The organism is Salmonella sp. SAL04214, from assembly GCF_046550615.1.
In the GTDB taxonomy this organism is placed as follows: domain Bacteria; phylum Pseudomonadota; class Gammaproteobacteria; order Enterobacterales; family Enterobacteriaceae; genus Salmonella; species Salmonella enterica.
On record NZ_JBGDXT010000006.1, the window covers coordinates 1 to 19,993 of the forward strand.

Here is a 19,993-nt window from a genome sequence, read left to right on the forward strand (position 1 = left end):
GAAACCCGGCCCGTACAGCAGAACCTGCGTTTCCAGGGGCAATATCTGGACAGGGAAACGGGGCTGCATTACAATTTGTACAGATTTTATGATCCGGATATCGGGAAGTTTATATCGGGCGACCCTATTTCGATCCGGGGCGGGATAAATCTTTATCAGTATGCGCCTAATCCGATAAGCTGGATCGATCCGTTAGGTCTTAAACCCTGTGCCAGAGATATTGATGGTTTACGCACTGGGCCTAATAAAACCGTTGTTCGCGTTAAAACCAAAAAAGATGCACAGGAATTATTAGATGCAGCTTTCCCGGGGGCTCAAAAAGTCAAAGGTATTGGCTCACAAGATGCAATTGGTGTTCGGAAGAAAAATAAAATGGATCAGTTTAAAAGAAATGACGGGAAGGTTCGTTATAGAAAAGACTATCCAATAGATTCAAAAACAGGACGTGTTTATGGTCATGATGATCCAAAAGGCAACGGGCATGGCTCTTTACCGCATATTAATATAAAACGTGCCGATGGAACCCTAGTCAGAATTGATATAACAGGTTAAAAATGAATAAATTAATTGAATCTATAGAACGCGGTAAGGTTAGAGGTATTGAAGAATATAAACTCATTGATGGTGAACGGTATTGTTACCAATATGCTCTGAAAAAGATCGCAAATAAATACGTCACTTATCTGTTTTTTATCCCCGAATCTAAAATGGATGTAATGGAGGATTATGGCTCGGAAGAGATAAAGGAATTTTTCTCTATAACAGATGCAATTAATTATTTTACATCTATTGGTGTAGATTTTTCTCTATTTAGACCTATCAAAGGTGTGTTACCATTTTAATTAATCAAAAGTCGGGAAGAAAATTAAATCTTTCCAGCTTTTTTATTATTTAATTCCCGTTCAGTCCACTAAACCAGCACGTCCTTCACGCCCCGCTCGGTCTCAAAGCCCGCATCGGCCAGCCAGTCACCCTTGAGGTGCAGGATGGGGTGCTGTGAATAGTACGTGGTCATGCCGGTTTTACGTCCTTCGTGGCGTGCTCTATTTAGATGGAACTGGTCCAGCAAGATATGCTGATGTTATAGATTTAAATAATTACTCTAAAGTTTCCTGGAGTAAAGGTGTCAAAGTTACGTCTGGATGTTAAATCAACGTCGGAGGATTTTATGTATCCAGTGAGAATTGAATAGATCTCTCCTGAGAAATGAGGGAGGAAATCAATACCACTTGAAGGTAAGTATTATTCTGTTTCTCGATTTCCTGAAGATGAAGTATGGAAAATTAATGCATGGAGTGTGGTTTTTGAACTGAAAAAAAAGAAAATAGAAGGTGAAATCATAGTATCTTATGGAACTGTTGACTTTCTTATGAATACAGCCCCTCAAGAACGAATGGAGAAATATGAGTGCTTTGAAATATATGAGGGCCTTAAAAAAGTAGCTAATGTTTTCTTACTCCACCGATAAGCTATGGCCACAACGAGTGGGGCGAGCTGACCACGCGGCGAGACCAGCAACTGGAGTGGAACGCGCAGGGGCAGCTGACGCGGGTCATCAGCGGCAACACGGAGACGCACTACGGCTACGATGCGCTGGGGAGGCGAATCCGCAAGGCGACGTACGGGCGGCACACGGGCCATACGGCGCGGAGCCGGACGGACTTTGTGTGGGAGGGGGTCAGGCTGTTGCAGGAGAACGTGCAGCAGCAGGGCTGGCGGACATATCTGTACGATGCGGAACAGCCGTACACGCCGGTGGCGAGCGTGACGGGGCGGGGAGAAAGCAGGCAGGTGTGGTATTACCACACGGATGTGACGGGCACGCCGCAGGAGGTGACGGCGGCAGATGGAACGCTGGTGTGGGCGGGGTATATCAGGGGGTTTGGAGAGAATGCGGCGGACATCAGCAACAGCGGGGCGTACTTTCACCAGCCGCTGCGGCTGCCGGGGCAGTATTTTGATGACGAGACAGGGCTGCATTACAATCTGTTCAGATATTATGCACCGGAGTGTGGCAGGTTCGTCAGTCAGGACCCGATAGGGCTGAATGGAGGTATTAACCTCTATGCTTATGCGCCTAATCCGATTAGATGGATCGATCCTTTAGGACTTGCTATCCTGGAGCATCAATCTAATTTTGATGCGGCAAGGAGAACCGGATTTGAAAATGCGGGTATGACAAACCCTGAGGATGTCACTTTCTCGAAAGTCGATCCCAAAACTGGTACTGTTGTTGAGTTTAAAGGTCCAAATGGGGCTAAAGTTGCTTATGATGCACCTCATGCAGATATGGATGTGACAGCAGGGCATGATAAACCACATGTTGGTTGGCAATCCGCAGGAAAAAGAGGTTCCGGAGGAGCTAATAGAGGTAATATTACTTATGATGGCCCACAACATCCGCATCGCTCTGACTCTAAGGGAGATGATAAATGTTAAATTCAAATATGTCTGAACTTAGAATCGAACTGGAGAATGCGATTAAAAATCTCGGTATTCATGATTATCGTGTCGATAAACCCGAACAAATCGTTTCTGAGATAAAAGAGATATATGTTAATGGTAATCCTAGAACCTGGTGGTTATCATTAAAACATAGACAATATGTCTTTTCTTATACCGATAATTCTGGATATAAAAACATATCACAAATAGTAAGTAAACAACTCAATGAAAGCAATGTAATCAACAAACATATATTTTTGATTGCTGATGAAGATAATGAGCAAATATATGTATATAACGTTCCTCTTAACTCCCTGCCTGAAATTATAGAAAATTGCAGATATTTTGAATATTATGTTGCAGATCATGAACTATCTTGGCTTATATGTGAAAATGATCATGGTGATTTGATTGTATGCTCAACCATTAAGTAAAGCGCGAGTGCTCTTTAGCGATATAGTTGCCCATATTTAGGCGTTACTAGCCGAAGATGGCGCGATTGTCTGGCAGGGGAAACAGCAATTCTGAGGTCAGGAAGATAGCATAACCCATTAACCTGGATAGATCCGCTAGACCTGAATCCAGTTGATGCGACAGGTTATAGTGTTTAGGGTTTATTTGCTCCTGGAGCAAATAAACCTTATTACATTGGTATTACTAATGATATGGATCGACGAAGGGCCGAACATTAAAGCACTGGCAGGTTATCAAAAGAAAATGGAAGGATGCTGTCACTTGATGAAAATGTAATCTAATGGAAAGTCAGAGGTTACGAGCAATATTATATAGAAAAATATAAAACCAGAACCGGAACCATAGGTGAAAAAAATTCCTCAACAAATAGAGAGAATAAATATAATTCATTTGATCATGGGCGAAAAGATCCCTGGGCACAGGCATTTAAAGATGCTTATAATAGTAAAAAAGGTGGTTCCGGTGGAGGAAAATGCGGATGAGTGATTACAAATTTTGGGGCTGGGATAAGAAGCCGAGAACAATGCTGCGTTTTGTGAAGCCCGGAGACATATTTTGTTTTAAATTAGATGAAGATAGATATTGTTTTGGGCGAATTATAACACTAATGACTGTCGGACATCTTTCTGAATTATTTGATATAATTAAAAAATCCCCTGGAATAACAGAGTTAGAAATTAGTAATGCAAGGCGAATTATTGAACCAATTATAGTGGATACATATTCTTTATTTGATAAGAAATTAGAAAATGGAAGTGACTGGAGAATTATTGGTCATCAGGTTAATTACAATCCAAAAAATTTAGATGGTATCTATTTTGCACTTGGAATAGGTGATTCCTGTAAAAAGAAAGACTGTTACGGAAATGATTTTCTCATTTCAGAAAGTGAGTGGAAAACACTTCCTAAATTATCTCCTAAAGGGGGTTTTGATATCAAAAAACGGCTTGAAATTGCCTGAAAATGAAAATAAAAAGCCGGGAAAGATCTTTTGTCTTCCCGGATTTTATTATTTAATCCCCGTTCACCACATTATTTACCCCCGCCTTAATATGCTTCATCGACTTTTTCACCTGATAAAGCTCCTTCCGTAGATCCCTCACTTCGTCCGTCTCTGCAATCAGGATCAAACACCCCTCGGAGATCTTCACGGTGACGCCGTGCCCGGTCTCAAATCCCGCTTCTTCCTGCCAGTCACCCTTAAGGTGCTGGCTGGGGATTTGTGAGTAACAGGTGGTCATGCAGGCTTTGCTGTTGATGTGGCGGACGCTGACGCCGAGGCATTCATATTTGCTGACTAAATAAATTCTTAATTCTCCGCCGGATGCTGGCTGATTGTGGAGCTCAGGGCGAGCGAGTATGGGCGCGACATCCTGGCACTGCGCTCCCCTCTCCCCGGCCGGTGATGAGCAGCCGGCTGCCGGGGCAGTATTTTGACGACGAGACGGGGCTGCATTACAATCTGTTCAGATATTATGCACCGGAGTGTGGCAGGTTCGTCAGTCAGGACCCGATAGGGCTGAATGGAGGTATTAACCTCTAACAATATGCGCCAAATCCGTTAAGTTGGATTGATCCGCTGGGTTTAAGTGGAGAACCGATAGGCAGTGAGAACAATCCATTTGATTCTTCTCGTGCTGCTCGTCGTGAAGCTATGAGGCAAGCAGGAATACCCACAAGCCAACAACCGATCAGCCAATCACAAAATAGCTCTGGTCGAGAATATTCTTACGAAACACCAAAACCAGGTGGCGGCACTGGTTTATCATCCGTACAAGAGCAAACAATGGATATTAGTCATCCAGATAAGCCACATTGGGAAGCAGGACAAGTTAAAACAGATGATTTTGGAAATCCTCGAATGAATAAGTATGGGCGACCTCAATTACGTAATGGTAAAGGGAAAGCATATTATGGTAAAGGAGGATGCGAATGAGTGTATCTGAATACAAACGAGCATTGCTCTATAGAAAAGCTCAGGCTAATGTATGCAAAAATGATTATTTTAATAAAATACAATCATTTACTAATGATACTGTTGTAGGGGGTAATTTTCTTACCTTAGAAGAAACTGATAATATTATAAATTCTCTTAAAGATAAGAAAATAAATTCAAAAATTAAAGTGGAAATTGATAGCTATCAACAACTTGTTGAATTTATTAAAGAGAAAGTTGCAGGTCTTTCTTCTTATTTATTAATTGATGAAGAATGGAAGTTTTGCGGAATGTATAAGATAAGTAGTGAGTTTTCGAGTGATTATAATTTTGATGAATTACATTCAGACGAGATAAGAATAATATCTTGCGATCTATCTTTTCAGATTCAAATAGACTATGACCACAATAAAATAGAGTGTGAATATATTGTGTATAAATAATTTTTGATTGAATAAATATCTTTGAGCGATTATCTCTCACTGAAAGTATTTTGATTTCCCAGCCCAGCCAATCGCCCTTAAGTTGTTGGCTGGGATGGGACTACGCGAATATTGGATAGAAATTTTGGTTTTACGATTGATGTGGGAAATACCGATATAGCCAACTTTAAGACAGCACTGTGTTTTGGATGATTTTTTACTTAACCTGATTATTAAATAGTAAAATAAGTATCGTACAGATAGCTAAACTTATCAGGGGGGGCGGTAGCGTATGAACTATGACGCAATGAGTTTGATGATTTACATACGAAACTGATTGTACGATCCACCTTTCGGTTAGATTGCGTGATCTGACCCGATAGGGCTAAGAGGCGGGTTAAACCTTTATCAGTATGCACCGAATCCGTTAAGCTGGATCGATCCGCTTGGATTAGCTGTTACTCCCCTAAACAAGGAGGGATTTTATGTTTATGGGCTTTATAAACCAGGGGCTACAGAGCCATATTATTAGGTCATACAGAGCAAAATCCGTTGAAGCGAGAAGGCCAACATGCTGGAACAGGAAGACTTGGTGATGCAGAATTGAGAGTCCTTAAAGGTGAAGACGGTAAATTGACATATTCTCAGGCAAAAGGTTATGAACAAGCTTATCGAGAAAAATATAAAACAAAAACAGGTTTTCCAGGAAATGTTATTGAACCAATCGATAAGAGCCGCACTGATTCACGAGGTAAGTCTCATTATAGAAACTATCGTGCAGCAGCTAAAGAAATCGGTATAAAACCTACCAAGAGTAGAGGGTGTATTTGATATGAAACCATTAATAAAACCTGAACCAGGTGATTTGTTCTATATTCCTGCTCTCAATATATCAGATGTTAATGGTTTTGTTCTGGCTCGCTACATTGAATTTATTAAGCCAAATTTAGGTTATCTCATAGAGGTTTTTGAGCATTTTTATACTGAACCGCCTGAAAAAAAATCTGATGTAGATATGAGTGGTAGACTATTCAGACCTATATTTTGTAGCATGCGATTTTCAGATATACCAAAATGGAAAATTCTGTTCAGCGATCTTGATTATGATAAGTCAAAATCAGGATATGAGCGCATATCGTTTGCATTTGATGGAAGCATCTGGACAGGAGGTGTAAGTAAAAAAGTAAAATCAGAACAGTTAATAAATATTGAGCCATCGATTTGTTGGCGTATGGATCATATTGTATTTAGAACTATAGCTCATTTAAAAGGTTTGGTACAAAAAAATGATGTGATGGATTATCATCAGCTTCCTACAGAATATAGAGTCGATAATGAAATCGCAAAGAGAAGAGTACGTGAAATTTCGGAGTTAATGGATAAAAAATTTAAAGCTTGGGATAGAGTTTGATTTTAAGTTTTGATGTTTCTGTTTATCACGTGAGATTTTGTTATAAGTGGAACAAGTACTACGATCACAAACTGTGAGCACTTTGCATAGCTCGAACCAATCTCGCTGAAGGGTGGAATAAACTTATATGCGTATGCACCGAATCCGTTAAGTTGGATAGATCCGCTGGGGTTAGCAAATAGACCAAATAACGGGAAGTATAATATATTTCATGATTACTCTCTTGACCCTAAATATAAATATTCGAGTGATGGTGTTCAATTTAATAGAGCAAACACTGATTTTATTAATAGAATGAACAGTAATCCTTCATTTAGAAGAGATATGCTGGGACGTCATCCCGCATTAGGCGATTGGTTGAAAAACCCGAATAAAGCATTAAGCCCTCCAGATTTAACATGGCATCATCATGAAGATGTTAATAGACTGGTATTAGTTGACCGCATAGACCATGCCGATAATCAGGGTCTGTATCACCCTACCGGGAAAGGTGGACGTGATATGTGGGGCGGAGGAGAACTTGGTCGTAGAGGTAAACTGGATGGGGTAACAGGTAAACCCAGAGGGAGGAGATGTGGATGAACCAGTTAGAATATAGAAAGGCTTATAATTTAGATGAGTTAATATCTAAAATTATGAGTGGATATAAGAAAGATAATTTCTGCTTGTATACAAAGGAATACGAATCATCTGCTAGAGCGGATCTTATTTGTTATTTAGAAATGTATCCTGTTATTAGCGATGATGATGATGATGATGATGATGAAGTATATCCAGAGTTTGTTATTAATAACTCATTAGAACTTTTTTTCTATGGAGATCAATTTTTAGATGTACTAAGAAATATATCTACCCAGAAAGAAAACCCATCAATGGAAGATTTTATCGCAGGATTAAATTTTTATTTAGAGAACGATAATTTCATAGATCTTTGATTTAGAAATCGGGAAGGATTATTAATTCTTCCCGGCTTTTTGTTTATTTAATCCCCGGTCAGTCCACTAAACAATCACGTCCCACATCCCCTTAACTACCTGTTCAGCCTTGTAAAGCTGTTCGCACAGCTTCTGCACCTCGTTACCGTCCGCCATTAGCACAATACACCCGTCCGAAATCTTCACCGTCACGCTGCGCCCGGTCTCAAATCCCGCTTCTTCCTGGCAGTCGCCGCTGGGGATTTGTGAGTAACAGGCGGTCATGCAGGTTTCGCTGTTGATGTGGCGGACGCTGGCGCCGGAGGCATTCATATTTGCTGACTAAATAAATTCTTAATTCTCCGCCGGATGCTGGCTGATTGTGGAGCTCAGGGTGAGCGAGTATGGGCGCGACATCATGGCACCGCGCCTCCCTCTCCCCGGCCAGCACCGGGCGGTGATGAGCAACCGGCTGCCGGGGCCGTATTTTGACGATGAAACGGGCCTGCATTAAAATCTGTTCAGATATTATGCACCGGAGTGTGGCAGGTTCGTCAGTCAGGCCCGACAGGGCTGAAAGGGGGATTAAATCCTTACCACTATCCGTTGAATCCCGTCACAGATACAGATCCGCTGGGATTGTTTACATGTGAATTATGTAGTCGCATGATAGATGAGACTAATAATAGTCTGGATAGTCTTCCATTTAATCCGGCAAAAATGTTAACGGCTAGTTTAAATATGGCTAATTCTGCAAGATTGCACGCAAGTGGGGTAGCCAAACTCGGGATAGGTATTGCTGCTGATGGATTGGTTATATTGTCTCCAGTGGGCAATGTTTCTCTGGCATGGGGGCGTGGAATATCAAATTGGCAACTGCTTCATATAACAGGGCAAATTTATGATTATCAGAATCACTTAATGAAACCGACAAGGATAGGAGCTGGAGAAATTTATTAGGTGTATTGCCTTATAGTGAACAGTTTGACGATCCAGATGAGCCATCAATTAGCGATTTGTATAAAGAGAAATTCCATAACATGATGGATTCTCCAATGAATTTCATCAAAAAGATAGGGACATTGATGTTTGATGAATATGATTAATAAAATATCCATGTTGATCTTTATTATTGGAAGTATAATCGCGATAATATGGGTATTATATGCCACTTTATCGAAAAGAGGGATGTTTAGAGATAATCTTAAAAAAATAATCAAGATAATATGTGATTTATTTTGGGGGATAGGCTGATAACTCTGAGTAAAGAATATCAGAGACTGTACATGAAATTATTAATCCTTCGTTGAATAAAAGCCGGGAAATCATTATAGGCGGATAACCGCATCACGGAAGATATGCAGTACGTGTACCGGTATGGCTGTTACGGGAGGCTGACGCCGGAGCAGATGGCGGGGCAACTGGAGCCGGAGTACACACCCCAAAGGAAAGAGAGGTTTGTGCGTATTATTCATTGTGTGATCATAGCGGTACAGGTACTTCTGCTGGTTTGTTCTTCACACTATCAGCCCCTGATGCTGATTTATCACCAGGAATATCAGAGTCTGGAGGGGATTCTTATGGGGGCACTTCTTGCGGGAATGGCTTATACAGATGCTCGTAATAAAAATGATAGTTATAAATATACAAAAGGTGTGAGTATGGGACCCGGATTTGGAGACTGGGGGGAACTCACATGCTCCCGGCATTCGAGGTGTCTATCGGAGATTTTCGATCTGATGGATAAGGAATATGATTGGTTATCAGGTGAATTCAAGTGAAAAGAAATAGATTTTTTCTATCGTTACTATTTATGGTGTTGATTGTGTTGTTCGTTATTCTATTTTTTACATGGTTAGGTAGAGAGAATATTAAAAATGATAGCGCTATTCGAGAAGTTGCGAAAGAAGAAGTTGATAAGCTTTTTTCTCTTTATAATAAAGGGGAGTATGCTGAGATATATGATTTGTCATGTGACTCTTTCAAAAATGCCACTGCGAGAAAAGATTTTTTAACAGTTATGGGAACTAAAATGAAAATACTCGGTGAATTTAAAGGGCTAAAACTTCAATATAGTAATGTCATTAATTCAAAATCCGTGGAGTTATATTATAGAGTGGACTATATTAACTATTCTTTAATTGAAGAATTTAATTATATTAAAAATGATGGACAAAAAATATGCTTGCAAGCAATGTATACGGATGATGCGGGGAAACATGGGGAGGTAATTAAATTACATTAATGTGTGATAACTCCAGTTAGAACCTATCCCAATGCGATGAAGAATCGGGGCTGTATTATAACTAGCACCGTTTCTATAATCCGGGACTGGGAAGGTATATTACGCAGATCCAATAGGGCTGAAAGGGGGATGGAACCGATATTATTCTCCGCTGAATCCTATTACAGATAGTGATCCTCTTGGCCTTATTACTTGTGGTGCTGATAGAGGTGATCCTGGCAAGTTATTAAGATGAAAAATGGTTGAAAATAATTGCGTTAGTGAATGCTCATTTATGTCTTTACCTACAAAAAGTAACGGATTTGCTTGCTGGAATTGTGTTAACGAATGTAAAGGAAATCAAGGCTATTGATGTTTTTACTACAGGAATAAGTATGGTTAACGATAAGGATACAGCTATGTTAATTAGTGATTTAATGTTGAGATTCGGTAAGGAGCTTGATGAATCTGTTGCTGTTGTTCAGTCCCGTTGTGATGAGGATGAATTTAATGTATATCGAGAAGCGGTTGGTTTTATCATGGGTGAAATGCTTATTAAAATAATGAATCCATTATATGAAAAATATCCAGAAATAAAACCAAAAGGATTGAAATAAAACATCTGGAGCCGGATGGATAATATGTAAAAGCCGGAGGGGTTATCTTTTTCCGGCTTTTTATTATCAATTACTCATTAACTCCTGTTCCGTTCTTTTACGTTTAATCACCGGAATATCCCCGGTATCGTTCAGCGCCCCCGGAAAGGTTTTTAGCCACGCTTTCACCTTCTTTTGATTAATAAAAGTCACGCCCATCCCTTCAATACAGCCAAAGAGTCCGCGGGTATGCTGCGGCGTGATCACGATGCAATCCCTCATTACCCGCACCTTGACGGGCATCCCGTTAATAAACCCCGCCTGCGGCATCCATTCACCGTACAAACGAACTGAAAGTCTCTCAACGCGTGAGTATGTAAGTATCCCGCATAATCGAGCCATTCACATTTAGAGATCATCCGACATAATCAATCTGCCAACGCAGGAGATCGCTGTGCGTAAAGCCCGTATTACTGCGCACCAGATCATCGCTGTGATTAGATCAGTCGAATCCAGACGGACTGTTAAAGATGCCTGCCGGGAGGCCGGTATTTCTGAAGCCACCAGGGACAACTGGAAGTCTGGATACGGCGGCATGGAAGCTTCTGATATTAACTCTTGAGGATGTCAACGCCAGGATTTATGGTCGTTTTTCGCTATTTTTAATATCCGCTGTTTGATCACTTCTGCTGTCCGCTTTCCGCCATTTCATCTTCACTGATTGGCGTTGCGCTTTTGGTCAGCGCCCCGACTTTGCGTTTTTCCTTCAGTTGGTAACTTTCTCCTTTGATATTCAGTGTGGTTGAGTGATGCAGTAGCCGATCCAGGATCGCTGTTGCCAGCACGTTATCACCGAACATCTCTCCCCAGTCTGCGAAGCCTTTGTTTGACGTCAGGATAATGCTCGCTTTTTCATACCGTCGGTTCAGCAGTCGGAAGAACAGACTGGCTTCCTCACTGGTCATTGGCAGGTAACCTATTTCGTCCAGGATCAGCCCCCGCGCATAGCTCAGTTGTTGTAGCTGGCGCTCCAGGCGGTTTTCCAGCTTCGCTTTCATCAGCGTCTACCAGCCTGTCCTGCGGCATGAACAACACCCGATGGCCCACATCTGCCGCTTTCACACCGGGGGCAGCGGCCAGGTGGGTTTTCTCCACTCCGGGGGCCCCAGCAGGATCACATTCTCGCAGCGCTCCACGAACGCCAGACCGGCCAACTCCCGGACGACCTTACGATTGATGCCTGGCTGGAAGCTGAAGTCGAACTGCTCCAGCGTTTTGACTCATGGCAGACGAGCCTGTTTCAGCCGGGATTCCATTCCGCGCTGATGTCTGCCGTTCTATTCCTGCTGCAGCGCCATGCACAGGAATGTCGACTTATTTTGGGCTGACAGAGGCATTGGTCGTTAAGACTTGTATATTCATGTTGCTTACTCGCACAAAAGGGGGAAAGGAACCGTAAACAACATTGACAGGTAAGGGACTGGCATCAATTTGAATGGTGTTTTTTATAACATTATGTTTTAAAAGGTGAATTGTATTTTCATGGTGCATTATTCTGTTTTATATTGTTGTTTATGGAATATTTAACCAATATTTAATCTAAAAATAGTGTATTATATTGATTACACTTTGCTGGAGAGGTGTAAACATCAAGCGTAACCATATGATGTATATAAGTTTTTGTTTGCTGATATCATATTTTTAACAGATATTGAGCAAGTAAATCTGATCTAACTGTAACTTTAATTTTCTAAATTAATTACTTTGCTTACTTTTTTTTACCTGGTTTTGTAAAACCTCATGATGATCAGTCTATTTGTGGCTTTGTTTAAGGTTTATTTGGTTTTGTAGTCTGAATTGTATCTCCCTCCTGGAGGGCTTTCTTTAGATTCTCTGTCTCCTACGTTGTTATGTTACGTATTTGTTGCTTTGAAGGGGGGGGGGGGAATACAGTTCCATTTATCTGAGTAAGTCAGGTACACAGTAACAACTTTTTTATGAAGAATTTCCAAAATTTTTACTGCTGCGTTATTAATTGTTCAGCGATTCTTACAGATCTGTCGTTCGCTTTTGGTGAATGAAATCCGTGGACTTTTATTTACTAATTTTTTCTTTCCTGAAAAAAACAGAGGTATTGAGCGAAAAATTTTATTCCGTATGATGCCCTCCACACAAAATGTATTAACACTGAATCGTAATTTGCTTCTTTATGCTGATAACTTTCTGTCTATGCTAATACTAAAATTTAGATGACTTTTATACGGTAAAATCTGGTATGAATTTTAAAGATACTCTTCCCGGGGTGTTTCTCTGTGTCGCTATGTTTGCATGTGGTCATGCCAGGGCGAATATGCTCGTTTATCCCATGGCGGCAGAAATTAATAGTAGCCGCGAAGAGGCCACCTCGCTGTTCGTCTATTCTAAATCAGATCATGTGCAATATATTCGAACAAGAATCATGCGTATTGAACACCCTGGTATGCCACAGGAGAAGGAGGTACCAGCAGGGAATGATATAGAGACAGGACTTGTTGTCTCCCCGGAGAAATTTGCCCTTTCCCCGGGAACAAAAAAAACAATACGTGTTATCAGTACTCAGGCACCGGAAAGAGAGGAAGCCTGGCGGGTATACTTCGAGGCTGTTCCTGAACTGGAAGATGATCCACAGGCAGGCGGAAAGCAAAATTCATCCGTAAGTGTGAATCTTGTCTGGGGGGTGTTGCTGCGTGTTTCTCCGTCAGACCCCAGGCCTGCGCTGGTAACGAACGGTCACCACCTGCTGAATACGGGAAATACCCGGCTTTCTCTTATTCGGGCCGGCAACTGCGACACCACATGCCACTGGCAGAATATAGACAAAAGTATTTATCCCGGCGGGAGTGCTGATATTCCGGCCGGAATAAAAAGTAATGCATTTCGTGTGGAATATCGTACGGGTGCAAATTCACCGGTAATTTCTGCTGATTTAACAGCAGCCGGAAAGTAAAAACACACGGAGCGTACGCTATACCCTACATTTATTCTCAGGGGGAGCGGATGTATACCGAGTGTACATATATCACTGTAATAAACAACAAAGCAAGGTTATTTTTTATGAACATGAAAACATCTTTTATTGCCGCAGCTGTGGCATTGGCCACCGTTTATTCTTTTTCTGTTTCTGCGGTTCAGAAGGATATTACCGTCACTGCCAATATTGACAGTACACTTGAACTGCTGCAGGCCGATGGTTCATCCCTCCCGTCGACTATGAAGCTGGATTTCATGCCGGGTAAGGGCCTGGTCCATAAATCACTCCAGACCCGCCTTTACAGCAACGATCAGACCAAGTCGGTTAATGTAAAACTGTTGAATGCTCCACAACTTATCAACGTCCTGGATCCCACCAAAACCATTGATATGGAAGTGACTCTGGGAGGACGGTCACTGACCACCACCAATTCTGTACTGGAAGCTAAAACCCTGTTCCCGGACGGAAAAACTGGCGATGCTTCAGCTCCGCTGAACCTGGATATTGGTCAGAAGGCTGGAGCAGCCTTACAAAACCTGCCTGCCGGTGAATACAGCGGATTGGTCAGTCTGGTGATTTCACAGGCTGTCACTGCCGGCTAATAACCGGTTATTAGCTCTTCATCTGATCCGGTTTTGGGGTGTCACCGTTCGTACCTGAACCGGATCCGGTATTGATTTTATTATTCATTGCAATTCAGGTTTCTTTACGTGAGTCGTTATTTCTGGATGTATTATTTACTGGGATTGTGCAGTTTTACCAGCCAGGCAACTCTTATTCCCCCTCCTGGATTTGAATCTCTGCTGGAAGGACAGACTGAGCAAATTGAAGTGTTGCTACCAGGGCATTCACTGGGATTATTTCCGGTGGTGGTTAAACCGGACACCGTGCAGTTCATGTCCCCATTGATGGTACTTGAAAGCAGTGGGCTTGCCGCGTTGCCGGCCGCAGAACGGCAAAAAGCGCTGGCTGCACTCAGCCGTCCGTTGCTACGTAACAGCAATCTGGTCTGTGGTGTCTCAGAAGCAAAAGACAGCAGCGAGTGTGGTTACGTGGCAACAGATAAAGAGGATGTTGCGGTTATTTTTGATGAGAACAACGCTCAGTTATCTTTGTTTCTTAACCGGGACTGGTTGCCGGATGAAGAACGACGTGATAAACGCTGGCTGACTCCGACCCCGGAGGGTGTCAGCGCATTTATTCACCGCCAGACGCTGTATCTGAGTGATGATCTCTACAGTCGTAATATGACACTGAATGGTAGCGGTGCCCTGGGGCTTGGTGACGGTCGTTATCTGGGAGGCAACTGGGCGGCTATCTGGAATCAGTCAGAACATTACAATAACAGTCAGGCCTGGTTTGACAATCTGTTTGTCCGTCAGGATCTCGGCAATCAGTATTATTTCCAGGCTGGTCGGATGGATCAGCGGAATCTGTCCAGCGCCACGGGGGGGGATTTTGGGTTCAGTCTGCTTCCCCTGAGCCGGTTTGATGGATTACGAACCGGGACCACCCAAGCTTATGTGAACCATGAGGTGGACCAGAATGCCACTCCGGTTATGGTTCAGGTTACCCGAAATGCCCGTATTGATATTTATCGTGGCAGCGAGTTGCTGGGGAGTCAGTTCCTGACCCCGGGAATGCATACCCTGGATACTCACTCTCTTCCACCGGGAAGCTATCCTCTGGCGTTGCGGATATATGAGGATGGAATTCTGCGACGAACGGAGAGCCAGCCCTTCAGTAAGGGGGGGAATAGCTTCAGTGCACAGACCCAGTGGTTTATTCAGGGCGGGCAGGAAGATACCGGGGATAAAGCCAGCCATTATGACGGTGAGACTGTCATGGCTGCCGGATTCCGAACTGGGCTGCGGAAAAATATCAGTCTGACCGAAGGTATCTCTCTGGCACATGAGGCCTGGTACAGTGAAACCCGACTGAATTCACAGCATGCAGTGCTGGATGGCACGCTGGACCTTTCTGCCGGGATACTGCATGGGACAGACAGCACGAGCGGTAACACTGAGCAGGTGACATACAACGACGGATTTTCCGCGAGTCTGTGGCGTAACCATACGGAAAGTGATGCCTGTAGTGGTCGTCATCCACAGTCAGTGCATGCCAGTATGACCTGCCAGACTTCGATGAACGCCTCCCTGTCGGTTCCGGTGGGGAACTGGTATGCCCTACTGGGATACAGTACCAGCAGGACAGAAGGTCGGCCGGTTTACCGGGGATATGATGATAACAGTGACAAAGAAAATGTGTTCTGGCGACAGGCATACATCCCTGCCTCTCACCGCGAATCTGCTCAGGCTAGTGCAACGTACAGCCTTAATATGGCTGGCATGAATATTAATACCCATGGGGGAGTATGGCGAACCCGAAATGACGGAGTGAATGATGATGGCTTGTTTATGAGTGTCAGTGTGTCATATGCCTCTCAACCACCGACAATGACTGGCAGTAATGGGTATACCTCAGCCGGGACCGATATTCACAGTAGCCGGAATCAAAAAACACAGACGTCCTGGAATGTGAACCATGTGAGATCCTGGCAGCAGGATCTGTATCGTGAACTGTCGGTGGGTTTCTCCGGTTATAACGACGACAGCTGGAGCGGGAGTCTCGGCGGACGCATGAGCGGCCGTATGGGGGAACTGAGCGCCACTATCAGTAACTCCCATCAACGTAATGCGGGCAGCGCCAGTTCACTCACCGCTGGCTACAGCTCGTCTCTGGCGTTATCCCGTAATGGACTGTTCTGGGGAGGTGGTCAGGACGGTGAACCGGCCTCTGGCATGGCGGTGAACGTGGAGTCAGAGGGGGACGAGGGCAGTAGCGGGAAAGTAGTCAGCGTTCGTGGCAGCAGCCAGCCGTTCAGTCTCGGTTTTGGTCAGCAGTCGCTGTTGCTGATGGAAGGCTATAACGCCACGGAGGTGACCATTGAGGATGCAGGGGTTAGTTCACAGGGTATGGCAGGCGTAAAAGCGGGAGGGGGAAGCAGGTGTTACTTCCTGACACCCGGGCATCTGCTGGTTCACAACATCAGCGCCAGTATGAGCCGACTGTACGTTGGCCGCGTACTGGGCAAGGATGGCAGACCGCTGCTGGACGCACAGCCACTGAACCATCCATTTTTGTCGTTGGGACCTTCCGGGCGATTTAGCCTGCAGAGCGAGCATAAAGAATCCAGCCTGTGGCTGCTGTCAAAAAACAGGATCCTGCGTTGTCCGATGTCAGTACATAAACGTCGGGATGTTATGCAGGTAGTGGGTGATGTGCGGTGTGAATTAAGTGACGTGGAGGCCCTGCCACAGGCGTTGCAAATATCGCCGCGGGTCATCCGTTTGCTGAACGTGGCAGGTTTGCTGCGCCATTCCGTTCAGGAAGCCTGACGTAGAGATAAAGGCGATTACTATGAAGAATAAAATGAAGTGGACAAAGATAAACCATTATTTACATCCGAAAATTTGTTCGGCCTGCGCAATCTTGCTGATGGCTGGCGCTACACTGCCACAAGTCGCCGATGCGGAGACTACCTACGACCGGACCAGCACCGTCGACCTGAATTACGACAGGAGTAATGTACTAGGCTTTGAACGCATGTTTGAGCAGCATATAGATACGAATTATCTAGGATGGGTATGTAGATCCAATAGTAATGAAAACGAGGGGGCGTGTGACGATACAAATCTGATATGGGATAAACGGGGGGTAACAAAGATTCGTCTGCGTTTCAGAGAACAAATCAGTCATGCTGAAACTACGCTCATACTGGACGCTCGTGCTGGAGGAGCATGTGGATATTTTACTATTAATGGAGCCTGTACTTGTGTATATCCACATAACTACGTAACGGCCGGTATTTCCGCCGAAGAGCTAGCGAAAATACCGAAAGCCGGTATATGGAAAGCAACGTTGGTCTTGGATGTACATAGATGGCTAGACGGAAAAGTTGGTGTCGGGACTGCAGATATCACGCTGAATGTGACAGACCACTTTGCAGAAAATGCGGCTATTTATTTTCCGCAGTTTGGTACTGCAACACCTCGGGTGGACCTGAATCTGCACCGGCTGAATGCCTCACAAATGTCGGGCAGGGCTAATCTGGATATGTGTCTGTATGACGGAGGTGTGAAAGCCCGTTCATTACAGATGAAGATAGAAGGAAGCAATAAGTCAGGTACGGGATTTCAGGTTATAAAGAGTGATTCTGCTGATACGATTGATTATGCGGTCAGTATGAATTATGGGGGACGAAGTATTCCTGTCACCCGTGGCGTGGAGTTCAGTCTGGAGAACGTGGATAAAGCAGCAACGCGTCCGGTGGTACTTCCCGGGCAACGGCAGGCGGTACGTTGTGTGTCAGTGCCCCTTACCCTGACAACACAACCCTTTAACATCAGGGAGAAGCGTTCTGGTGAATATCAGGGAACGCTGACAGTGACAATGCTGATGGGAACACAAACCCCCTGACAGTAATTATTTATTTTATTGATATCTTTCTTATATGGTTTTTTAAATCAGAGTTCTCTTTATATATTTGCTTTATTTAATAAAGAAAATCTATTCACTTATGAAAATCAATGCGTGAGGTTCTGCTTTCCTATGACTGAGTATTTAGATGATAAAGATAAAGAATTATTGAAAGAAATCCAAAAAGATTGTGCGCAAACTTTATGGCAACTTGCATATAAAGTGGGACTTACGCCCACACCATGTTTCAAACGTTTAAAAAAACTTAAAGACAGGGGGGTTATCATTGGTCAGTTCGCTTTATTGGATAAAGAAAAACTAGGTCTTTCACTTAATGTCTTTATTATGATTAACATATCTGAGGAGCAATACGCTAGTATTTCTGAGAAAATAAAGTCAATGCCTGAGGTTATTGCCTTTTATCGAATTTCTGGATCATTTAATTATTTAATGCATACAGTATTTACAGATATGAACGATTACTATAGTTTTTATGAGAAAATAATATTAACGAATTCTTCAATTAGTGGATCTGCATCGAGCTTTGTTCTTGAGCAAATAAAGGAAACAAACGAACTGCCAGTGTGAAAGTGTGATGTGTACTTACTGATTTAATACATTATTATCCTTCTTACGGAACAACAACGGCAGATTGCGGCTGTTGAACAAGGATTTTAATCAGCAGTAGTGAGATTAAGCGGCACAGAATAACATAGCGGAATATCATATGGTTAAATATCACCCCGTGCATGTAACAAAAAACCGCATTAAAACAGATGATGTTACTGATATTTATTTCGTTGAACCCTTCTGGAAAGAAGGCGAAAACCACATAATTGAGTCATTGACGTTTTTTGAAGAGTTACAAAAGTCATTTAATTTATTCAACCATAAATATGGGTTAAATAAATATATACTCAGGATTCCCTGGGAATTTGTGCTTATACATTTGGAAAGGATCAGTAAATTAAATAGCGTCGGGTTATTTGCTGTTTCTGTTGACTTTAATAACAACCACAAATTTCTGAGCGAGTACATCAGGAGTCGCAGAGATTATGGTATGGAAGTTTGGTTTGATTTTTGTGGTAAATATTCTTATTCCAGTGAAATTAAAAACCTTGGGTTCTTTTTTCAGGCTTGCGTAGTGCCTCGTGATCCTAATTTTATTAGTAGTGTTTATCATTATCATAAGTTCCAAAAGATTCTTGTCGGGGATATAAATGATGTAGAACAGAGAGCCGTGTACCAGAACGAAGTTGATTACATGTATGGAATGCAATGGCCATCGTCATATGACGGTTTTTTCTTTCGGGATCATAAAAAAAATGAAACTTGGTGTATATAACAGAAGGAGTGAAAATTTGAATCAAAAGTATCTTATTTATTTTTTTGTTTACTTATTGTTTTGTTTTTTATTACGATTAAATATAAAGAACATCATTGTTCGTGCGGTGGGGAGGCTGGAAGTTTAGGGGATGACCGTTTATCAACAATTTTATTACAGCCACCATACGAATGGTTTATATATGCACTAGATGTATTATTTTAGTTTAATATATCGATGGTTGCTATTTGCATTGATGATGTTCCGTTACATTAAGGAATATACATCTGTATCTCGTTATACGCACACTCACATTACTAATCATTATTAATATGAGTGTGGTTCTTGTTTTACGCATGCATGGTTGCATGTGTCGTTAAATTTAAATGAGCTGACTGTATGAATTCTAAATACTTTAGAGAGGTGTTTTTTGTCTCGGTAGTTGTTATATTATTATTTTATTTGGTGTTATTTGCAGCCAGTGCCCATGCTGAAGGCGGCTTCAGCTCTGGAGGCATTGGGTTATTTATGACGGGAACAAGAGAGATGCTACTGTAGAGATAATAAATTCTGCTAAAGATTCCCCAATTCTTGTGCATTGACATCCTCCACGTCCTGAAGGGCGTGGGTTCCTGCTCCAACGGGCTGCCTGACTGCACGCTCCTTCCACAGGCAAGCACGGCGTGTCCCGCTCTAAAATGTTACGCGCGCCGTTTACATCGGCGTTCGCAGTATATCTTCATACCAGACACTTGTAA

22 protein-coding genes and 10 pseudogenes are annotated in these 19,993 nt (G+C 42.8%); 26 read left to right on the forward strand and 6 right to left on the reverse strand.

Going from position 1 to position 19,993, the window contains the following annotated elements:
- Both ACLJQD_RS11785 and ACLJQD_RS11790 read left to right on the forward strand, forming a co-directional pair.
- Positions 1-552 (forward strand): RHS repeat-associated core domain-containing protein (locus tag ACLJQD_RS11785; protein ID WP_139780098.1); only part of this gene is annotated, 552 nt, incomplete at its 5' end.
- Between the two features lie 2 nt (positions 553-554).
- On the forward strand, positions 555-842 hold the full coding sequence (locus tag ACLJQD_RS11790) for a hypothetical protein (protein ID WP_017442165.1): 288 nt from the start codon (positions 555-557) through the stop codon (positions 840-842).
- A gap of 68 nt (positions 843-910) precedes the next feature.
- Here the strand turns inward: ACLJQD_RS11790 and ACLJQD_RS11795 are convergent.
- Positions 911-1,045 (reverse strand): annotated as a pseudogene (locus tag ACLJQD_RS11795) (SymE family type I addiction module toxin); the annotation flags it as partial.
- A gap of 425 nt (positions 1,046-1,470) precedes the next feature.
- Here ACLJQD_RS11795 and ACLJQD_RS11800 point away from each other — a divergent pair.
- From ACLJQD_RS11800 to ACLJQD_RS11810, 3 genes and pseudogenes are all read left to right on the forward strand, one after another.
- A pseudogene (locus tag ACLJQD_RS11800) lies at positions 1,471-2,439 on the forward strand (polymorphic toxin type 47 domain-containing protein); the annotation flags it as partial.
- The gene (gene sciX / locus ACLJQD_RS11805; protein ID WP_000935097.1) at positions 2,433-2,879 is read left to right on the forward strand and encodes a protein SciX; all 447 of its coding nucleotides are present in this window, start codon (positions 2,433-2,435) and stop codon (positions 2,877-2,879) included. The pseudogene ACLJQD_RS11800 and the gene sciX, both read left to right, overlap by 7 nt.
- Positions 2,880-3,397: 518 nt before the next feature.
- Positions 3,398-3,880 (forward strand): immunity 26/phosphotriesterase HocA family protein, encoded by a 483-nt coding sequence (locus ACLJQD_RS11810; protein ID WP_017442170.1) that lies wholly within the window; start codon positions 3,398-3,400, stop codon positions 3,878-3,880.
- A 52-nt stretch (positions 3,881-3,932) separates the two neighbouring features.
- Here ACLJQD_RS11810 and ACLJQD_RS11815 read toward each other — a convergent pair whose 3' ends face one another.
- On the reverse strand, positions 3,933-4,160 hold the full coding sequence (locus tag ACLJQD_RS11815; protein ID WP_017442171.1) for a SymE family type I addiction module toxin: 228 nt from the start codon (positions 4,158-4,160) through the stop codon (positions 3,933-3,935).
- Between the two features lie 173 nt (positions 4,161-4,333).
- Between ACLJQD_RS11815 and ACLJQD_RS11820 the strand changes: the two are divergent.
- From ACLJQD_RS11820 to ACLJQD_RS11855, 8 genes and pseudogenes are all read left to right on the forward strand, one after another.
- Positions 4,334-4,459 (forward strand): annotated as a pseudogene (locus ACLJQD_RS11820) (RHS repeat-associated core domain-containing protein); the annotation flags it as partial.
- 114 nt (positions 4,460-4,573) lie between these two features.
- Positions 4,574-4,855, forward strand: coding sequence for a hypothetical protein (locus tag ACLJQD_RS11825; protein ID WP_176132412.1), 282 nt, complete (start codon positions 4,574-4,576; stop codon positions 4,853-4,855).
- The gene (locus ACLJQD_RS11830; RefSeq protein WP_017442172.1) at positions 4,852-5,298 is read left to right on the forward strand and encodes a hypothetical protein; all 447 of its coding nucleotides are present in this window, start codon (positions 4,852-4,854) and stop codon (positions 5,296-5,298) included. Before ACLJQD_RS11825 ends, ACLJQD_RS11830 begins: the two co-directional genes overlap by 4 nt.
- Before the next feature lie 352 nt (positions 5,299-5,650).
- Positions 5,651-5,740, forward strand: a pseudogene (locus ACLJQD_RS11835) (RHS repeat-associated core domain-containing protein); the annotation flags it as partial.
- 89 nt (positions 5,741-5,829) lie between these two features.
- Positions 5,830-6,108, forward strand: a complete 279-nt coding sequence (locus ACLJQD_RS11840) for a hypothetical protein (protein ID WP_197398372.1) — start codon at positions 5,830-5,832, stop codon at positions 6,106-6,108.
- 1 nt (position 6,109) lies between these two features.
- Positions 6,110-6,688: a hypothetical protein gene (locus ACLJQD_RS11845; protein ID WP_017442174.1), complete on the forward strand. Its 579-nt coding sequence runs from the start codon at positions 6,110-6,112 to the stop codon at positions 6,686-6,688.
- Positions 6,689-6,781: 93 nt separating this feature from the next.
- Positions 6,782-7,270, forward strand: a pseudogene (locus tag ACLJQD_RS11850) (HNH endonuclease); the annotation flags it as partial.
- Positions 7,267-7,623, forward strand: a complete 357-nt coding sequence (locus ACLJQD_RS11855) for a hypothetical protein (protein ID WP_017442175.1) — start codon at positions 7,267-7,269, stop codon at positions 7,621-7,623. The pseudogene ACLJQD_RS11850 and the gene ACLJQD_RS11855, both read left to right, overlap by 4 nt.
- 66 nt (positions 7,624-7,689) lie before the next feature.
- Here ACLJQD_RS11855 and ACLJQD_RS11860 read toward each other — a convergent pair whose 3' ends face one another.
- The gene (locus ACLJQD_RS11860) at positions 7,690-7,935 is read right to left on the reverse strand and encodes a hypothetical protein (protein ID WP_017442176.1); all 246 of its coding nucleotides are present in this window, start codon (positions 7,933-7,935) and stop codon (positions 7,690-7,692) included.
- Positions 7,936-8,071: 136 nt separating this feature from the next.
- On the opposite strand from ACLJQD_RS11860, the pseudogene ACLJQD_RS11865 reads away from it, so the two are divergent.
- The 6 genes and pseudogenes from ACLJQD_RS11865 to ACLJQD_RS11890 all read left to right on the forward strand — a co-directional run.
- Positions 8,072-8,244: pseudogene (locus ACLJQD_RS11865) on the forward strand (RHS repeat-associated core domain-containing protein); the annotation flags it as partial.
- Between the two features lie 24 nt (positions 8,245-8,268).
- A complete protein-coding gene (locus ACLJQD_RS11870) occupies positions 8,269-8,562 on the forward strand; it encodes a hypothetical protein (RefSeq protein ID WP_129369132.1) in 294 nt (97 codons plus the stop codon).
- Between the two features lie 449 nt (positions 8,563-9,011).
- A complete protein-coding gene (locus tag ACLJQD_RS11875) occupies positions 9,012-9,383 on the forward strand; it encodes a hypothetical protein (RefSeq protein ID WP_223195353.1) in 372 nt (123 codons plus the stop codon).
- Positions 9,380-9,847 (forward strand): hypothetical protein, encoded by a 468-nt coding sequence (locus ACLJQD_RS11880; RefSeq protein ID WP_017442178.1) that lies wholly within the window; start codon positions 9,380-9,382, stop codon positions 9,845-9,847. Before ACLJQD_RS11875 ends, ACLJQD_RS11880 begins: the two co-directional genes overlap by 4 nt.
- A 29-nt stretch (positions 9,848-9,876) precedes the next feature.
- A pseudogene (locus ACLJQD_RS11885) lies at positions 9,877-10,034 on the forward strand (RHS repeat-associated core domain-containing protein); the annotation flags it as partial.
- Positions 10,035-10,164: 130 nt separating this feature from the next.
- Positions 10,165-10,443 (forward strand): hypothetical protein, encoded by a 279-nt coding sequence (locus tag ACLJQD_RS11890; protein ID WP_077907264.1) that lies wholly within the window; start codon positions 10,165-10,167, stop codon positions 10,441-10,443.
- A gap of 66 nt (positions 10,444-10,509) precedes the next feature.
- Here the strand turns inward: ACLJQD_RS11890 and ACLJQD_RS11895 are convergent, their stop codons facing one another.
- Complete coding sequence (locus ACLJQD_RS11895) at positions 10,510-10,824, reverse strand: SymE family type I addiction module toxin (protein WP_072103451.1); 315 nt, start codon at positions 10,822-10,824, stop codon at positions 10,510-10,512.
- A gap of 52 nt (positions 10,825-10,876) precedes the next feature.
- Between ACLJQD_RS11895 and ACLJQD_RS11900 the strand changes: the two are divergent.
- Positions 10,877-11,035: pseudogene (locus ACLJQD_RS11900) on the forward strand (transposase); the annotation flags it as partial.
- Positions 11,036-11,102: 67 nt separating this feature from the next.
- Here ACLJQD_RS11900 and ACLJQD_RS11905 read toward each other — a convergent pair.
- Positions 11,103-11,693 (reverse strand): annotated as a pseudogene (locus ACLJQD_RS11905) (ATP-binding protein).
- Between the two features lie 1,004 nt (positions 11,694-12,697).
- Between ACLJQD_RS11905 and tcfA the strand changes: the two are divergent.
- From tcfA to tioA, 6 genes are all read left to right on the forward strand, one after another.
- The gene (tcfA, locus tag ACLJQD_RS11910) at positions 12,698-13,408 is read left to right on the forward strand and encodes a fimbrial chaperone TcfA (RefSeq protein WP_001009507.1); all 711 of its coding nucleotides are present in this window, start codon (positions 12,698-12,700) and stop codon (positions 13,406-13,408) included.
- Between the two features lie 50 nt (positions 13,409-13,458).
- Positions 13,459-14,034 (forward strand): fimbrial protein TcfB, encoded by a 576-nt coding sequence (gene tcfB, locus ACLJQD_RS11915; RefSeq protein WP_000287812.1) that lies wholly within the window; start codon positions 13,459-13,461, stop codon positions 14,032-14,034.
- Positions 14,035-14,142: 108 nt separating this feature from the next.
- On the forward strand, positions 14,143-16,830 hold the full coding sequence (gene tcfC / locus ACLJQD_RS11920; RefSeq protein ID WP_017442183.1) for a fimbrial outer membrane usher protein TcfC: 2,688 nt from the start codon (positions 14,143-14,145) through the stop codon (positions 16,828-16,830).
- Positions 16,831-16,852: 22 nt separating this feature from the next.
- Positions 16,853-17,911, forward strand: coding sequence for a CfaE/CblD family pilus tip adhesin (locus ACLJQD_RS11925; protein WP_000791808.1), 1,059 nt, complete (start codon positions 16,853-16,855; stop codon positions 17,909-17,911).
- Positions 17,912-18,043: 132 nt separating this feature from the next.
- Complete coding sequence (gene tinR, locus ACLJQD_RS11930; RefSeq protein WP_000141547.1) at positions 18,044-18,499, forward strand: Lrp/AsnC family transcriptional regulator TinR; 456 nt, start codon at positions 18,044-18,046, stop codon at positions 18,497-18,499.
- 139 nt (positions 18,500-18,638) lie between these two features.
- On the forward strand, positions 18,639-19,256 hold the full coding sequence (gene tioA / locus ACLJQD_RS11935) for a protein TioA (RefSeq protein WP_017442092.1): 618 nt from the start codon (positions 18,639-18,641) through the stop codon (positions 19,254-19,256).
- Between the two features lie 602 nt (positions 19,257-19,858).
- Here the strand turns inward: tioA and ACLJQD_RS11940 are convergent.
- Positions 19,859-19,971 (reverse strand): annotated as a pseudogene (locus ACLJQD_RS11940) (hypothetical protein); the annotation flags it as partial.
- Positions 19,972-19,993 lie beyond the last annotated feature (22 nt).

Excerpts from the sequence above, each read along its gene's own strand:
- ACLJQD_RS11790 (WP_017442165.1), top strand. The coding sequence starts at position 555 with ATGAATAAATTAATTGAATCTATAGAACGCGGTAAGGTTAGAGGTATT.
- sciX (WP_000935097.1), top strand. The coding sequence starts at position 2,433 with ATGTTAAATTCAAATATGTCTGAACTTAGAATCGAACTGGAGAATGCG.
- ACLJQD_RS11810 (WP_017442170.1), top strand. The coding sequence starts at position 3,398 with ATGAGTGATTACAAATTTTGGGGCTGGGATAAGAAGCCGAGAACAATG.
- ACLJQD_RS11815 (WP_017442171.1), bottom strand. The coding sequence starts at position 4,160 with ATGACCACCTGTTACTCACAAATCCCCAGCCAGCACCTTAAGGGTGAC.
- ACLJQD_RS11825 (WP_176132412.1), top strand. The coding sequence starts at position 4,574 with ATGAGGCAAGCAGGAATACCCACAAGCCAACAACCGATCAGCCAATCA.
- ACLJQD_RS11830 (WP_017442172.1), top strand. The coding sequence starts at position 4,852 with ATGAGTGTATCTGAATACAAACGAGCATTGCTCTATAGAAAAGCTCAG.
- ACLJQD_RS11845 (WP_017442174.1), top strand. The coding sequence starts at position 6,110 with ATGAAACCATTAATAAAACCTGAACCAGGTGATTTGTTCTATATTCCT.
- ACLJQD_RS11855 (WP_017442175.1), top strand. The coding sequence starts at position 7,267 with ATGAACCAGTTAGAATATAGAAAGGCTTATAATTTAGATGAGTTAATA.
- ACLJQD_RS11860 (WP_017442176.1), bottom strand. The coding sequence starts at position 7,935 with ATGAATGCCTCCGGCGCCAGCGTCCGCCACATCAACAGCGAAACCTGC.
- ACLJQD_RS11870 (WP_129369132.1), top strand. The coding sequence starts at position 8,269 with ATGATAGATGAGACTAATAATAGTCTGGATAGTCTTCCATTTAATCCG.
- ACLJQD_RS11875 (WP_223195353.1), top strand. The coding sequence starts at position 9,012 with ATGGCGGGGCAACTGGAGCCGGAGTACACACCCCAAAGGAAAGAGAGG.
- ACLJQD_RS11895 (WP_072103451.1), bottom strand. The coding sequence starts at position 10,824 with ATGGCTCGATTATGCGGGATACTTACATACTCACGCGTTGAGAGACTT.
- tcfA (WP_001009507.1), top strand. The coding sequence starts at position 12,698 with ATGAATTTTAAAGATACTCTTCCCGGGGTGTTTCTCTGTGTCGCTATG.
- tcfB (WP_000287812.1), top strand. The coding sequence starts at position 13,459 with ATGTATACCGAGTGTACATATATCACTGTAATAAACAACAAAGCAAGG.
- ACLJQD_RS11925 (WP_000791808.1), top strand. The coding sequence starts at position 16,853 with ATGAAGAATAAAATGAAGTGGACAAAGATAAACCATTATTTACATCCG.
- tinR (WP_000141547.1), top strand. The coding sequence starts at position 18,044 with ATGACTGAGTATTTAGATGATAAAGATAAAGAATTATTGAAAGAAATC.
- tioA (WP_017442092.1), top strand. The coding sequence starts at position 18,639 with ATGGTTAAATATCACCCCGTGCATGTAACAAAAAACCGCATTAAAACA.